At 48.2% G+C, this 13,298-nt stretch carries 9 protein-coding genes, 3 tRNA genes and 3 rRNA genes; 9 read left to right on the forward strand and 6 right to left on the reverse strand.

The genetic code is table 11. The annotated features are described in order from the left end of the window. Positions 1-8 precede the first annotated feature (8 nt). From J4N39_RS23040 to J4N39_RS00345, 9 genes are all read left to right on the forward strand, one after another. Positions 9-458, forward strand: coding sequence for a hypothetical protein (locus J4N39_RS23040; RefSeq protein WP_503063889.1), 450 nt, complete (start codon positions 9-11; stop codon positions 456-458). After that, on the forward strand, positions 455-727 hold the full coding sequence (locus J4N39_RS00310) for a 2Fe-2S iron-sulfur cluster-binding protein (protein ID WP_252020942.1): 273 nt from the start codon (positions 455-457) through the stop codon (positions 725-727). Before J4N39_RS23040 ends, J4N39_RS00310 begins: the two co-directional genes overlap by 4 nt. Positions 728-736: 9 nt before the next feature. After that, positions 737-1,450: an NAD(P)H-flavin reductase gene (gene fre / locus J4N39_RS00315; RefSeq protein WP_252020944.1), complete on the forward strand. Its 714-nt coding sequence runs from the start codon at positions 737-739 to the stop codon at positions 1,448-1,450. 512 nt (positions 1,451-1,962) lie between these two features. After that, positions 1,963-3,515: ribosomal RNA gene (locus J4N39_RS00320) — 16S ribosomal RNA — on the forward strand. A 69-nt stretch (positions 3,516-3,584) separates the two neighbouring features. Continuing rightward, positions 3,585-3,661, forward strand: a tRNA-Ile gene (locus J4N39_RS00325). Between the two features lie 43 nt (positions 3,662-3,704). Then, positions 3,705-3,780: transfer RNA gene (locus J4N39_RS00330), tRNA-Ala, on the forward strand. A 303-nt stretch (positions 3,781-4,083) separates the two neighbouring features. After that, positions 4,084-6,972, forward strand: a 23S ribosomal RNA gene (locus J4N39_RS00335). 176 nt (positions 6,973-7,148) lie between these two features. Continuing rightward, positions 7,149-7,265 (forward strand): 5S ribosomal RNA (gene rrf / locus J4N39_RS00340). The 16S, 23S and 5S rRNA genes sit together here with 3 tRNA genes alongside, the layout of an rRNA operon. A gap of 160 nt (positions 7,266-7,425) precedes the next feature. Beyond that, a tRNA-Ser gene (locus tag J4N39_RS00345) sits at positions 7,426-7,516 on the forward strand. Positions 7,517-7,617: 101 nt separating this feature from the next. Here J4N39_RS00345 and J4N39_RS00350 read toward each other — a convergent pair. The 6 genes from J4N39_RS00350 to J4N39_RS00375 all read right to left on the reverse strand — a co-directional run bounded on the left by J4N39_RS00350 (position 7,618) and on the right by J4N39_RS00375 (position 13,297). Further along, positions 7,618-8,277: a ChrR family anti-sigma-E factor gene (locus tag J4N39_RS00350; protein ID WP_252020946.1), complete on the reverse strand. Its 660-nt coding sequence runs from the start codon at positions 8,275-8,277 to the stop codon at positions 7,618-7,620. Further along, a complete protein-coding gene (locus tag J4N39_RS00355; protein ID WP_252020948.1) occupies positions 8,274-8,858 on the reverse strand; it encodes a sigma-70 family RNA polymerase sigma factor in 585 nt (194 codons plus the stop codon). Before J4N39_RS00355 ends, J4N39_RS00350 begins: the two co-directional genes overlap by 4 nt. A gap of 51 nt (positions 8,859-8,909) precedes the next feature. Then, positions 8,910-10,271 (reverse strand): DUF4397 domain-containing protein, encoded by a 1,362-nt coding sequence (locus J4N39_RS00360; protein ID WP_252020950.1) that lies wholly within the window; start codon positions 10,269-10,271, stop codon positions 8,910-8,912. Between the two features lie 15 nt (positions 10,272-10,286). Beyond that, positions 10,287-10,862 carry an LON peptidase substrate-binding domain-containing protein gene (locus tag J4N39_RS00365; protein ID WP_252023573.1) on the reverse strand — a complete coding sequence of 192 codons (576 nt, stop codon included), beginning with the start codon at positions 10,860-10,862 and terminating at the stop codon, positions 10,287-10,289. A gap of 117 nt (positions 10,863-10,979) precedes the next feature. Further along, complete coding sequence (locus J4N39_RS00370; RefSeq protein WP_252020952.1) at positions 10,980-12,155, reverse strand: heme biosynthesis HemY N-terminal domain-containing protein; 1,176 nt, start codon at positions 12,153-12,155, stop codon at positions 10,980-10,982. After that, complete coding sequence (locus tag J4N39_RS00375) at positions 12,155-13,297, reverse strand: uroporphyrinogen-III C-methyltransferase (protein WP_252020954.1); 1,143 nt, start codon at positions 13,295-13,297, stop codon at positions 12,155-12,157. Before J4N39_RS00375 ends, J4N39_RS00370 begins: the two co-directional genes overlap by 1 nt. Between the last annotated feature and the right edge of the window lies 1 nt (position 13,298).

The raw sequence follows: 13,298 nt of genomic DNA on the forward strand, positions 1-13,298 counted from the left end.
CTCAAGAAATGAGAACAAGTCAGCTGCCAAGCCAAGAGCTACTCTCTATAGTAGAGGATTGGAAGCAAACCAATGACGATATAAAAGATGTTCACATTGATATCGGTTCCGAGCAACTAGGGTTGGCGGTGATAGATATCGATAAACACCGTGTGGGGCAGGCGTATGAAGTAATGAAAAGCTTAGTCGCTACACTCGATGGACGTCATCGATTTAGTTATCTCATTTGCTGTGATGGCGATGTGAATATCCGAGACTGGAATGACATAATCTGGGCGATTACTACACGTATGGATCCATCGCGAGACAGCCAATTTGAAGGGGAAGCAACCTTAATGATGGATGCGACCAACAAATTTGATAGTGAAATTACCCGCGAGTGGGGAAAACCAATTAAGAAAGACCCTCAGCTGGTGGCGAAAGTCGACAGCTATTGGACTCAGCTCGACATCTTATGACACATAGAGTAAGACTAGAGCCTCAAGGCATCGAATTTGATGTCGATGACAACCAAACCGTGTTGGAAGCGGCGCTCAACCAAAACATCCGCTTCCCTCATCGGTGCCAAGTTGGCGCATGTACCGCCTGCTTGTGTCGGAAATTAGATGGGAAAGTCGATTACCAACTAGAACCTATGCTCACCAAGAAGGAGCGAGAACAAGGTTGGATCTTTCCCTGTTTGGCATACGCCGAAACTGACTTATTGCTCACCTTAGAGAGTGAGTAAGAGGAAACCATGACAATAAAATGTAAAGTAAAGTCGATTGAACCTTTAGCCTGTAATACGTATGAGATCCTATTGCATCCAGAAACACCAGTCTCTTTTAAGGCTGGCCAATATCTGATGGTAGTAATGGGAGAGAAAGACCGTCGTCCTTTCTCTATTGCTAGTAGTCCTTGTCGCCACGAAGGTGAACTAGAGCTTCATATTGGTGCTGCGCAAGAAAATGCTTATGCGCTAGAAGTGGTCGAGGCCATGCGCCTTGCACTAGAAAACGGTGATGATATCGAAATTGAAGCACCTCATGGTGACGCTTGGTTTAAGCAAGATGCGCAGCGACCAGTATTACTTATTGCTGGTGGTACAGGCTTTAGTTATGTACGTTCAATTTTAGATCATTGCATCAGCCAAGATATCCAACAACCTATCTATCTATATTGGGGCGCTAAAGATGAACGCCAGCTTTATGCGAAACAAGAGCTTTTAGATATAGAAGCAAAATACAGCAATATTCACTTTGAAGCGGTAGTAGAGCAAGCGCCTGCAGATTGGTCTGGAAAAGTGGGTAATGTACTGCAAGCCGTTGAGCGTGATTTCGAATCGTTGGAGCAATATGACATCTATATTGCTGGACGTTTTGAAATGGCGGGAGCGGCTCGTGAACAATTTACCGAGCGTAAAGCAGCGAAACGCGATCATATCTACGCAGATGCTTACGCTTTTATTTAAGTTTTCTTAGTAAAAGTACGCTAGAAAAGGGCCTTTATGGTCCTTTTTTGCGCTTTATGAAGGCTTTTTGTTCAAATGAGGCAAAAAAGACAAAAAACTTCGAAAAAGTGGTTGCCAACGAGGTTCGGATCTCTATAATGCCACCTCGCTGACACGGGATGGCTTCGAAAGAAAGCACTAACGAGTTAGCAAGGTCACTTAGCCAAGCAAATTGCTTGAAAAAGTTTTGAAAAAGTGGTTGACACTAAAACTTAACTCGCTAAAATGGCCGTCCGCTTTGAGAGAGACCTCACAAAGCGAGCCGCAAGGCAAAGCTCTTTAACAATTTAAACCTATCAATCTGTGTGGGCACTCGTTGATGATAATCAAAAATGAAACTTCGGTTTCAACTTGGTTTCAATGATACGAAGTGACCATTGAGTCGAAAGACTCAGCACAGTCAATTCAAACATTACTTATGCTATTTATTTAGCAAGAGCAATGTTCAGTATTCATTGAGCCGACAAAATCTTAAATTGAAGAGTTTGATCATGGCTCAGATTGAACGCTGGCGGCAGGCCTAACACATGCAAGTCGAGCGGAAACGAGTTATCTGAACCTTCGGGGGACGATAACGGCGTCGAGCGGCGGACGGGTGAGTAATGCCTGGGAATATGCCTTGATGTGGGGGATAACTATTGGAAACGATAGCTAATACCGCATAATGCCTTCGGGCCAAAGAGGGGGACCTTCGGGCCTCTCGCGTCAAGATTAGCCCAGGTGGGATTAGCTAGTTGGTGAGGTAATGGCTCACCAAGGCGACGATCCCTAGCTGGTCTGAGAGGATGATCAGCCACACTGGAACTGAGACACGGTCCAGACTCCTACGGGAGGCAGCAGTGGGGAATATTGCACAATGGGCGCAAGCCTGATGCAGCCATGCCGCGTGTGTGAAGAAGGCCTTCGGGTTGTAAAGCACTTTCAGCAGTGAGGAAGGCATTAACGTTAATAGCGTTAGTGTTTGACGTTAGCTGCAGAAGAAGCACCGGCTAACTCCGTGCCAGCAGCCGCGGTAATACGGAGGGTGCGAGCGTTAATCGGAATTACTGGGCGTAAAGCGCATGCAGGTGGTTTGTTAAGTCAGATGTGAAAGCCCGAGGCTCAACCTCGGAACTGCATTTGAAACTGGCAGGCTAGAGTACTGTAGAGGGGGGTAGAATTTCAGGTGTAGCGGTGAAATGCGTAGAGATCTGAAGGAATACCGGTGGCGAAGGCGGCCCCCTGGACAGATACTGACACTCAGATGCGAAAGCGTGGGGAGCAAACAGGATTAGATACCCTGGTAGTCCACGCCGTAAACGATGTCTACTTGGAGGTTGTGGCCTTGAGCCGTGGCTTTCGGAGCTAACGCGTTAAGTAGACCGCCTGGGGAGTACGGTCGCAAGATTAAAACTCAAATGAATTGACGGGGGCCCGCACAAGCGGTGGAGCATGTGGTTTAATTCGATGCAACGCGAAGAACCTTACCTACTCTTGACATCCAGAGAAGCCAGCGGAGACGCAGGTGTGCCTTCGGGAACTCTGAGACAGGTGCTGCATGGCTGTCGTCAGCTCGTGTTGTGAAATGTTGGGTTAAGTCCCGCAACGAGCGCAACCCTTATCCTTGTTTGCCAGCGAGTAATGTCGGGAACTCCAGGGAGACTGCCGGTGATAAACCGGAGGAAGGTGGGGACGACGTCAAGTCATCATGGCCCTTACGAGTAGGGCTACACACGTGCTACAATGGCGCATACAGAGGGTTGCCAGCCAGCGATGGTGAGCGGATCCCAAAAAGTGCGTCGTAGTCCGGATTGGAGTCTGCAACTCGACTCCATGAAGTCGGAATCGCTAGTAATCGTGGATCAGAATGCCACGGTGAATACGTTCCCGGGCCTTGTACACACCGCCCGTCACACCATGGGAGTGGGCTGCAAAAGAAGCAGGTAGTTTAACCTTCGGGAGGACGCTTGCCACTTTGTGGTTCATGACTGGGGTGAAGTCGTAACAAGGTAGCCCTAGGGGAACCTGGGGCTGGATCACCTCCTTATACGAAAGATTAACTTTGATTAGTGTCCACACAGATTGATACGGTTTAGAAAGAAAGAGTTTTAATGTTGGGTCTGTAGCTCAGCTGGTTAGAGCGCTCGCCTGATAAGCGGGAGGTCGGTGGTTCAAGTCCACTCAGACCCACCACTTCTTCTCCCAGAAGAGGCTGGTTAAGACATTAAACGTCGATGGGGCTATAGCTCAGCTGGGAGAGCGCCTGCCTTGCACGCAGGAGGTCAGCAGTTCGATCCTGCTTAGCTCCACCATCTTTAAGTGTTTTCTCGATAGAGAATATTTAAAAATGGTTTCGATAAGAAACTTGCTCTTTAACAATTTGGAAAGCTGACGAATAACAACAATCCCCATATCTTTAGATATGCGTTGTTATTCAAATTAAAAGTTCTCAAATCCTAGTGTTTCTTTTTAAGTAAAGAGTCATTAGGTACCAACACACATTCAAGTGTTCTTGGAAATTTGAGTCCGGCAAAATCGAATGTTGTCTCACTCACTAAATAGAGACAACGAAACCTTGGTTGTTTGCCATACGTAAAGACCCCTTCGGGTTGTATGGTTAAGTGACTAAGCGTACACGGTGGATGCCTTGGCAGTCAGAGGCGATGAAAGACGTATTAACTTGCGATAAGCCCAGATTAGGTAGTAAAAACCATTTGAGTCTGGGATTTCTGAATGGGGAAACCCGGCCGCATAAGCGGTCATCATTAACTGAATACATAGGTTAGTGAGGCGAACTCGGGGAACTGAAACATCTAAGTACCCGAAGGAAGAGAAATCAACCGAGATTCCGAAAGTAGCGGCGAGCGAAATTGGATTAGCCCTTAAGCTTTTAATGCGTTAGACGAATGTTCTGGAAAGTTCAACGATACAGGGTGATAGTCCCGTAGTTGTCGACGCATCATCAGTGAAATCGAGTAGGGCGGGACACGTGATATCCTGTCTGAATATGGGGGGACCATCCTCCAAGGCTAAATACTACTGACTGACCGATAGTGAACCAGTACCGTGAGGGAAAGGCGAAAAGAACCCCTGTGAGGGGAGTGAAATAGAACCTGAAACCGTGTACGTACAAGCAGTAGGAGCCTCCTTGTGGGGTGACTGCGTACCTTTTGTATAATGGGTCAGCGACTTATATTCAGTGGCAAGGTTAACCATCTAGGGGAGCCGTAGGGAAACCGAGTCTTAACTGGGCGATGTAGTCTCTGGATATAGACCCGAAACCAGGTGATCTAGCCATGGGCAGGTTGAAGGTTGAGTAACATCAACTGGAGGACCGAACCGACTAATGTTGAAAAATTAGCGGATGACTTGTGGCTAGGGGTGAAAGGCCAATCAAACCTGGAGATAGCTGGTTCTCCCCGAAAGCTATTTAGGTAGCGCCTCGGACGAATACTACTGGGGGTAGAGCACTGTTAAGGCTAGGGGGTCATCCCGACTTACCAACCCTTTGCAAACTCCGAATACCAGTAAGTACTATCCGGGAGACACACGGCGGGTGCTAACGTCCGTCGTGGAGAGGGAAACAACCCAGACCGCCAGCTAAGGTCCCAAATTACTACTAAGTGGGAAACGATGTGGGAAGGCTCAGACAGCCAGGATGTTGGCTTAGAAGCAGCCATCATTTAAAGAAAGCGTAATAGCTCACTGGTCGAGTCGGCCTGCGCGGAAGATGTAACGGGGCTAAGTAGTAAACCGAAGCTGCGGCTGCAACTTATGTTGCGGGGTAGGGGAGCGTTCTGTAAGCGGTTGAAGGTGGTCTGTAAGGGCTGCTGGACGTATCAGAAGTGCGAATGCTGACATGAGTAACGATAAAGGGGGTGAAAAACCTCCTCGCCGGAAGACCAAGGGTTCCTGTCCAACGTTAATCGGGGCAGGGTAAGTCGACCCCTAAGGCGAGGCCGAAAGGCGTAGTCGATGGGAAACGGGTTAATATTCCCGTACTTCTTACAATTGCGATGGGGGGACGGAGAAGGCTAGGTGGGCCTGGCGACGGTTGTCCAGGTTCAAGTACGTAGGCGGAAGAATTAGGTAAATCCGGTTCTTCTTAACGCTGAGATACGATGTCGAGCATCTACGGATGTGAAGTCATTGATGCCATGCTTCCAGGAAAAGCCTCTAAGCTTCAGATTGTAAGGAATCGTACCCCAAACCGACACAGGTGGTCGGGTAGAGAATACCAAGGCGCTTGAGAGAACTCGGGTGAAGGAACTAGGCAAAATGGTACCGTAACTTCGGGAGAAGGTACGCTCTTGTGGGTGAAGTCCCTTGCGGATGGAGCTAACGAGAGTCGCAGATACCAGGTGGCTGCAACTGTTTATTAAAAACACAGCACTGTGCAAAATCGTAAGATGACGTATACGGTGTGACGCCTGCCCGGTGCCGGAAGGTTAATTGATGGGGTTAGACGTAAGTCGAAGCTCTTGATCGAAGCCCCGGTAAACGGCGGCCGTAACTATAACGGTCCTAAGGTAGCGAAATTCCTTGTCGGGTAAGTTCCGACCTGCACGAATGGCGTAATGATGGCCACGCTGTCTCCACCCGAGACTCAGTGAAATTGAAATCGCTGTGAAGATGCAGTGTACCCGCGGCTAGACGGAAAGACCCCGTGAACCTTTACTACAGCTTGGCACTGAACATTGACCCTACATGTGTAGGATAGGTGGGAGGCTTTGAAACTTGGGCGCCAGTTCAAGTGGAGCCGTCCTTGAAATACCACCCTTGTAGTGTTGATGTTCTAACTTAGACCCCTAATCGGGGTTGAGGACAGTGCCTGGTGGGTAGTTTGACTGGGGCGGTCTCCTCCCAAAGAGTAACGGAGGAGCACGAAGGTGGGCTAAACACGGTTGGACATCGTGTGGTTAGTGCAATGGCATAAGCCCGCTTGACTGCGAGAATGACAATTCGAGCAGGTGCGAAAGCAGGTCATAGTGATCCGGTGGTTCTGTATGGAAGGGCCATCGCTCAACGGATAAAAGGTACTCCGGGGATAACAGGCTGATACCGCCCAAGAGTTCATATCGACGGCGGTGTTTGGCACCTCGATGTCGGCTCATCACATCCTGGGGCTGAAGTCGGTCCCAAGGGTATGGCTGTTCGCCATTTAAAGTGGTACGCGAGCTGGGTTTAGAACGTCGTGAGACAGTTCGGTCCCTATCTGCCGTGGGCGTTGGAAGATTGAAGGGGGCTGCTCCTAGTACGAGAGGACCGGAGTGGACGAACCTCTGGTGTTCGGGTTGTCATGCCAATGGCATTGCCCGGTAGCTAAGTTCGGAATCGATAACCGCTGAAAGCATCTAAGCGGGAAGCGAGCCCTGAGATGAGTCTTCCCTGGCACTTTAAGTGTCCTAAAGGGTTGTTCGAGACTAGAACGTTGATAGGCAGGGTGTGTAAGCGTTGTGAGGCGTTGAGCTAACCTGTACTAATTGCCCGTGAGGCTTAACCATACAACACCCAAGGGGTTTTGATGGACTCAAAGCAAGAACAGATTGAATGTGTAGAGACGGTAAACGTCGAGCGGCTAAGGGCCGACGGCGTGAGAACAAAGAACAGCTTTCCAGATGATTATCGCTAGACCCCGTTGGCCGAATGCCGATGGTCGTTTACCGATAAACAGAATTTGCTTGGCGACCATAGCATTGTGGACCCACCTGATTTCCATGCCGAACTCAGAAGTGAAACGCAATAGCGCCGATGGTAGTGTGGGGCTTCCCCATGTGAGAGTAGGACATCGCCAGGCTTTGAACACAAATTGCTGCTGTAGCTTGCATCTTTTGATTCTGCGATGCTCATGTACATACGTACATTGCGCTTCTCAAATCAAAATCTGACGGCGCTACAACAACAATTTGAAGTCCAAAGCGGTTTTAGATAGTAAGACTTTGGATATAAAAAATTGTGGAGAGATGGCTGAGTGGTTGAAAGCACCGGTCTTGAAAACCGGCATACGTTAATAGCGTATCTAGGGTTCAAATCCCTATCTCTCCGCCACATACGAAAAGCCCGCTGAGAAATCAGCGGGCTTTTTGCTATTTGCTGTGCTTAAAAACCAGAGCTCAGCCATCAATTACCTCCAAGCTCTGGTTTATCTTTTATGGATACATGCCTCGCCCAAAACGGTTAAATATCCGGGCGACACCTTGAGTAAAAATCATTGGTTCAGTCAGTACCACCAAACACAAACAATCTTCACCTTTACGGGTGAATGGAGCATGTTTATCGCTGGCATCTTTTACCAGTAGATCTCCCTCATGATAATGACCATCTTCGTCGCTGAACCCACCATGCAGTATCAAGGTTGTTTCAATGCCTTTGTGTGTATGCTGTGGTACTTGAGCATCCTCTGCAAGGTATAGCAGGTTCATTCGTACATCTTCTTCTACTTCTATTTGCGCACTCATGACTTTACTGCCGTAACGACGCCATTCACTGATTCGATCGGCAAACTTCGTCAGGGTACTAGGTAGCTCAAATGATTTTCCTGCAATCGTTGTAGTCGTCGTTGTCCGGCTCGGGGTAAGGTGAAAATGCGGTTTAGTACTCATAATAGATTCGAGCATACCGTCAAAGTCACTGGTGTAGTTGCACTCAAGGGCATTGAGTTGGTCAGCATGATGCTGCTCAAGCTGATCTACACGTGATCGGCTCTCTTCACACATCTCTAAATGGGTAGCGACTAAGAGTCCTGATGCTGCATCGATATTGGCAGCTGCGTATGCCTCGAGCATTTCTTGGTTCACATGTTTGCTCATCGCAGTCCCTCCGTTTGAATTGAATTGCGCAATTGTTCTATAGCCGTTCGTAATCGAGATTTAACGGTCCCCAAAGGAATATTGAATTGCTCGGCTACCTGTTGTTGAGGCAGGTCTTGCAAATAGACGGCCTGAACAACTTCTCGTTGTTTTTTTGGTAATTGATGAATGTGCTTGAGCACCTGCTGTTTGAAACGATCTTGCTCAGGTGAATAATGCTCAACTAAATCTGGCGGATAACTCTCACTCGGCCAAATATCTTCAGAGTGAATTGAAAGCTCTTTGCCCTTCTGTTTGCGCAAAAAGTCGAAGCACTTGTTTCTGATGATGGTATATATCCAAGTTGAAAGCGCACTCTTACTTGGGTCGAATAGTTCTGACTTTTGCCACACTACTGCCAAGGTTTCATGAACCATTTCCATGGCGATTTGCTCATTTCCTAACTGTTTATAAGCAAATAATTTGAGCTTGGGCGCAAAGTGGCGAAATATCACCGCATAAGACTCTTTGTCTCGTGCCTGCACTTTAGCCATGCACTGGGACCACTCTTCCTTGCTCAGGTTTTGTGAAGTATCAGACATTACATAACCCCTCCTAGAGTTTGGGGGAGATAGCTCCCCACACTATTTAATTTAGTCGCTAATGTCACTCAGCAACAGATTAAACCCACCATTACCACTGTCATCAATTGCTACCGCTTGATATACGCTGCCCGAGTTTAGTGTCACTGGCACCGAGTTGATCGCAATCGTACTCGGATCGCCAGCGACAGTGACTGTGACAAAGTAGTTACCTTGGGCAACATAAATATCTTGAGTGCTTGCTTTATATGCAAGCCCTGAAATAGCAGGCTGAGCACCAGCGATACCTGAAGATGAGGTCAAATACACATCGACACTAGCTGCAACCGGATTGGCGGCTGCGTGAGTCACATTGAGAACAGCACTAGTGGAAATTGGGCGACGGTTATCTGTTACGACGATAGGCTCTAAAGCAACGCTCGGCGACACAACCCCCACCGCATAGATGCTGTAATCTTTGCCCGCATCGAGCGCCAGGCCATTAACATCAATCAGTGGAGACGTGGTTGTACCGTCAGCATAGACATCGATGTCATAACTTTTTGGAGAAAGGTCTAGGTACCCTCTGATCTGTTTGTAAGCGAGGTTATCTAGCGCTGTGACCGCACTGCCGTCGATGTATACATCAACCAGTGGCGCACCGTCTACCAAATGGCCAACCCGTACTTCAGCGACACTACCTGTATCGTGCACCACAGTACTATTAGTACCATCTAAAACTAGAAGTTTGACCGGAGAGCTGCTGCCAGTGTCACCAGTTTTGATTGCGGCGATGGTAAGTTCACTGCCAGAAGCCAAATTTATCGAGCCCGAATCGTATGCGACAGAGCTGCCGGATACTGTCACAAGGCGAACTTGGTAGCTCCCACCTGCTATATTGAGTACCCCAGAGGAGTCTTTATATCCAAGGGTTGCAACAGGTTGAGATGCGGATAACGAGGCTCCAGGTGCTGTGACGTAAACATTGACGTCGGGAATACCTGCCGCAGCATGAAGCACTTGTACATCTAGAGTGGAAGAAGTTGCTGTTGATGTGGCACTGCGAGAGACAACCAATGCTTCAACTGCGTTGCTCGCTCCTGTTGCAGCATCACCGACAACAAAAGCGGTGTATTTCATCGAAGAATGTAGGTCAAGGGTGGTCGATGGAATCACTGTAGCGGTAGCATTTGCTGGAAGAGCGACATCCACTCTTAAAGTGCGGTGGCCTTCTTCTAGCCTGACGTAACCTGATCCGGACGCATAGTCCACTCCGGTAAAGCGAGCCTTTCCATCAACCCAAACGTTGGCCTTTGGAGCGTCAACCGATGCATGTACCGCTTGAAACTGAACATACTTAGTGTCGTCGTCTTCACAAGCGGTGAGACCCAATGCACTCAACAGAGCAAGCGCAGCTACCTTTAACCTTTTCATACCTTTTCTCTCCCGTTAGCCAGCGTCTATGGTTTCCGTCAAGAAACGCAGCGCAGGCAAACAATCATGCGCTCCAGCTAGCTGTTCAAAAAGATCACACTCTAGTGGTAACAGCTCCAGCCAGCGCTGAGTGACCCAACTTGGGTCGTCAAAATAACGCTGGGTGTATAACTCACCAATGCGTGGGATCTGCTCATAAATTTCTTCAAGCTGTTCGATAAGGAAACCATGATCGGGAGTAGTGGATGGGAAAGCCCACTCTGGCAGCCATTCGACTTCTGCCCGGCGTAATCCATCACTGTCGCTCCATACACGTTTGACGCTGAAGCGCTTTTCTCCGAGCACTGTAATACCGAGTAAACCATCGTTAAGGGATTCAAAGTCGACAATGTTAACGAGAGTCCCAATACTGGAGACGTTTGCTTTGCTACTTATCGCTTGGGTTTCTTCCACCATGCAGATGCCAAAACCAGATTGGCTTAAGCAGGCCTCTTTGACCATTCGCTGGTAGCGAGGCTCAAAAATTCTCAGGTGCATCATTCCTCGTGGAAGTACCACTGAACGCAATGGAAACAGCATGATCTCGTTCATCATTTCTCCCTCTTTGTCATGTTTACTGGTACGCATAGGTACGGGAGAGGATCACAAATTGAAAGCAAAAAAAAGCCGATGCTTTACTAGCATCGGCTTAGGAATAATTGTGGTTGGTTACAAGTTTTCTACCAACGCCAAAGCTTGGCGAGAAACATCGTTAGCCGCTTGTGTCTGCTGCTGTTTCTCTAGTACTAGCGCAAGGTTTGCATAGTCGATGACCAGTGGTCGAACTTTCAGTGCTTGCTCTAGATGTTGTTGAGCATCACCCCAGTTCTCCTGACGGATCAACAGTTGTGCCAAGGTACTGTGAACAGTGGCATTGCGACCGTCGCGTTGAAGGGCTGCTTGTAGCAATACCACCGCAGGGTGAATATCTGGCAGGTCCAACTGAGCTATTGCTGCATATAGATCGTCATGAGGCGTTTTCTTGAGGCTATCGCGCAAAATAATATACGCTTGAGAATCTGCTTTTCGGCCCACTAGTTGTTTTACAAGTTCCAAGATCAGCTCTCGGTCCTGTTTGAGTTTACGCGGCAACTTCTCCCACGCTTTCATTAAGCCATCGCTTCCTTGCTGCTCAGCGACAGAAGCCAGAGAACCTAGGTGAGCGGCACGAGTCATTTGTTCTTGTTGCTCTGCGTTAATCAGCTTGGCTTTTTTCACTTGTGGCAGCAACTCAAGTAATGAGCTCCACTGATTAAGCGCTTGGTAACATTGGTATTGCAGTTTCAAGGCGATTGGATTGTAACGGCCATGCAGCTCACCTATGGTGGTGAGAGCATCTTGGTAGGCACCATCGGCGACTTGCTGCTTCGCTCGAGTTAAGATCACTGCCAGATCGGAGTCTTCTTGCTCAGAGGCGAGAGTCAGGTAATGGTCGCGTTTGGCCGTGTCACCAAGTCCCTGCGCAGCTTCAGCAGCGGCAAGATAACACAGCAGTGGTGTGTCATGATGCTTGGCTAAACGAGTAACTTTCTTCTCAGCTGATTGCCAGTCACCTTCCATCAGCAAAATCATACCTTCGTTGGTTTCGCGGCGTGCTCGCTTTAGCTTACGTAAACTAAACCAACTGATAGTGGCATTACTGGCTCGAAGGATTTTCTTGACAATAAACTCCAAGCCAAAGAGGATCGCTAGCAATGCGACGACGAGCACAACTAGGGTGGTGACACTCATTTCAATGGTGCGCTCTGCAATGGAAATGAGTACATAGCCTTGTTGGCCAGAAAATTGGGTGCCAACGTAGAGGCCGGCCCCTAAGAAGACAAATAACAGAATGAGTCTAATCATTACTTATCCTCCGTAACCAATACAGTCACCTCACGGCGCAAACGGTCTTGAATTACATCAGTCAGTGGCTGCTGAGAGTGCAGCTTATCAGGGTAATCAACGTGAACTTTGTTTTTCGCTAATTGCTCAAGGCGTTTTTGGAACTCTAAAACTTGATTATCACTTTGGTTGAAAAACTGCTTTGACCATTCCTGTGCGGTGACCAAACCTTGGTCAAATAGCTCACCGTTTTCTAGATAAACCCCTTTGATGGCGCTTTCTAGTTTGTTTTTAACGTTCTCACGTAGGTAGAAATGCTGCTCAGGAGAGAGCAGTGGAACGACATTGCCATCACGAGTACGGAAGGTGATGAACTGGTCTGAGAAATCTTTTAACGAAGTCTTAAGGTTATTTTGCCAATCGTTAATGTCTTCAGATACCTCTTGCTCTACAACCTCTTGCGCTTCCGGCAAGATAGCATTGGCCAGTGGCAGTGCGTCAACTTGTTGTTGTAAGCTAGTAATCGCAAGGACCAGACCTTCGCGGTCAATCAATGGTAAGGCACGCAGCTTGGTGATGTCTGTCGCCATGCTCTTACGCAGTGGTACTAGGCTTGGGTCGTTCAGTGCAGCAATACGTTGGTCGGCACTTTCCATTAAGCGTGTCGCACTCTCGACATCATGCTCAAGAAAAAGCTTACGTCCGGCCAGCTTCACCAGATAATCCGCTTCGGCTAATAGCCAGTCATTTGGTCGGCGGCCTTTGACGTCGCTAATGGCCACTTGCAAACTCTCTATGCTCTTTTGTTGCTGCCCCATTTCAACCTGCATGCGAGTCGTTGCATCATTCACACTGGCTGTAAGCTCGGTTTGGGCATTAGAGACACGGGAGCTAAGTTCTGACTGCAAAGAAGAAAGTTGCTGCTTAAGCGCTGCGATTTCTTGTTGCTGGGCATGGTCTTTTTGTTGGATATGGTAGCTAAGACCACCACCGAACAGAATGGTGAGCACGATGGCGATAGCACCTAGTTTGCTACCTTTGTTCTTTTGTTCTTTTTCCTGTGAAGGCGATGGAGCGGCAGGCGCTTCCACTTCAGCTTGAGTATCTTCGGTTGGGCTTAGTTCAGCGTCTATTTGCTCATTATTGTTTTTTTTACTTGTCATG

The organism is Vibrio sp. SCSIO 43136 (assembly GCF_023716565.1).
In the GTDB taxonomy this organism is placed as follows: domain Bacteria; phylum Pseudomonadota; class Gammaproteobacteria; order Enterobacterales; family Vibrionaceae; genus Vibrio.

What these genes read in the sequence shown, in the direction of transcription:
- J4N39_RS00310 (WP_252020942.1), top strand. Translation starts at nt 455, where the DNA reads ATGACACATAGAGTAAGACTAGAGCCTCAAGGCATCGAATTTGATGTC.
- J4N39_RS00365 (WP_252023573.1), bottom strand. Translation starts at nt 10,862, where the DNA reads ATGAACGAGATCATGCTGTTTCCATTGCGTTCAGTGGTACTTCCACGA.
- J4N39_RS23040 (WP_503063889.1), top strand. Translation starts at nt 9, where the DNA reads ATGAGAACAAGTCAGCTGCCAAGCCAAGAGCTACTCTCTATAGTAGAG.
- J4N39_RS00355 (WP_252020948.1), bottom strand. Translation starts at nt 8,858, where the DNA reads ATGTCTGATACTTCACAAAACCTGAGCAAGGAAGAGTGGTCCCAGTGC.
- J4N39_RS00375 (WP_252020954.1), bottom strand. Translation starts at nt 13,297, where the DNA reads ATGACAAGTAAAAAAAACAATAATGAGCAAATAGACGCTGAACTAAGC.
- J4N39_RS00360 (WP_252020950.1), bottom strand. Translation starts at nt 10,271, where the DNA reads ATGAAAAGGTTAAAGGTAGCTGCGCTTGCTCTGTTGAGTGCATTGGGT.
- J4N39_RS00350 (WP_252020946.1), bottom strand. Translation starts at nt 8,277, where the DNA reads ATGAGCAAACATGTGAACCAAGAAATGCTCGAGGCATACGCAGCTGCC.
- fre (WP_252020944.1), top strand. Translation starts at nt 737, where the DNA reads ATGACAATAAAATGTAAAGTAAAGTCGATTGAACCTTTAGCCTGTAAT.
- J4N39_RS00370 (WP_252020952.1), bottom strand. Translation starts at nt 12,155, where the DNA reads ATGATTAGACTCATTCTGTTATTTGTCTTCTTAGGGGCCGGCCTCTAC.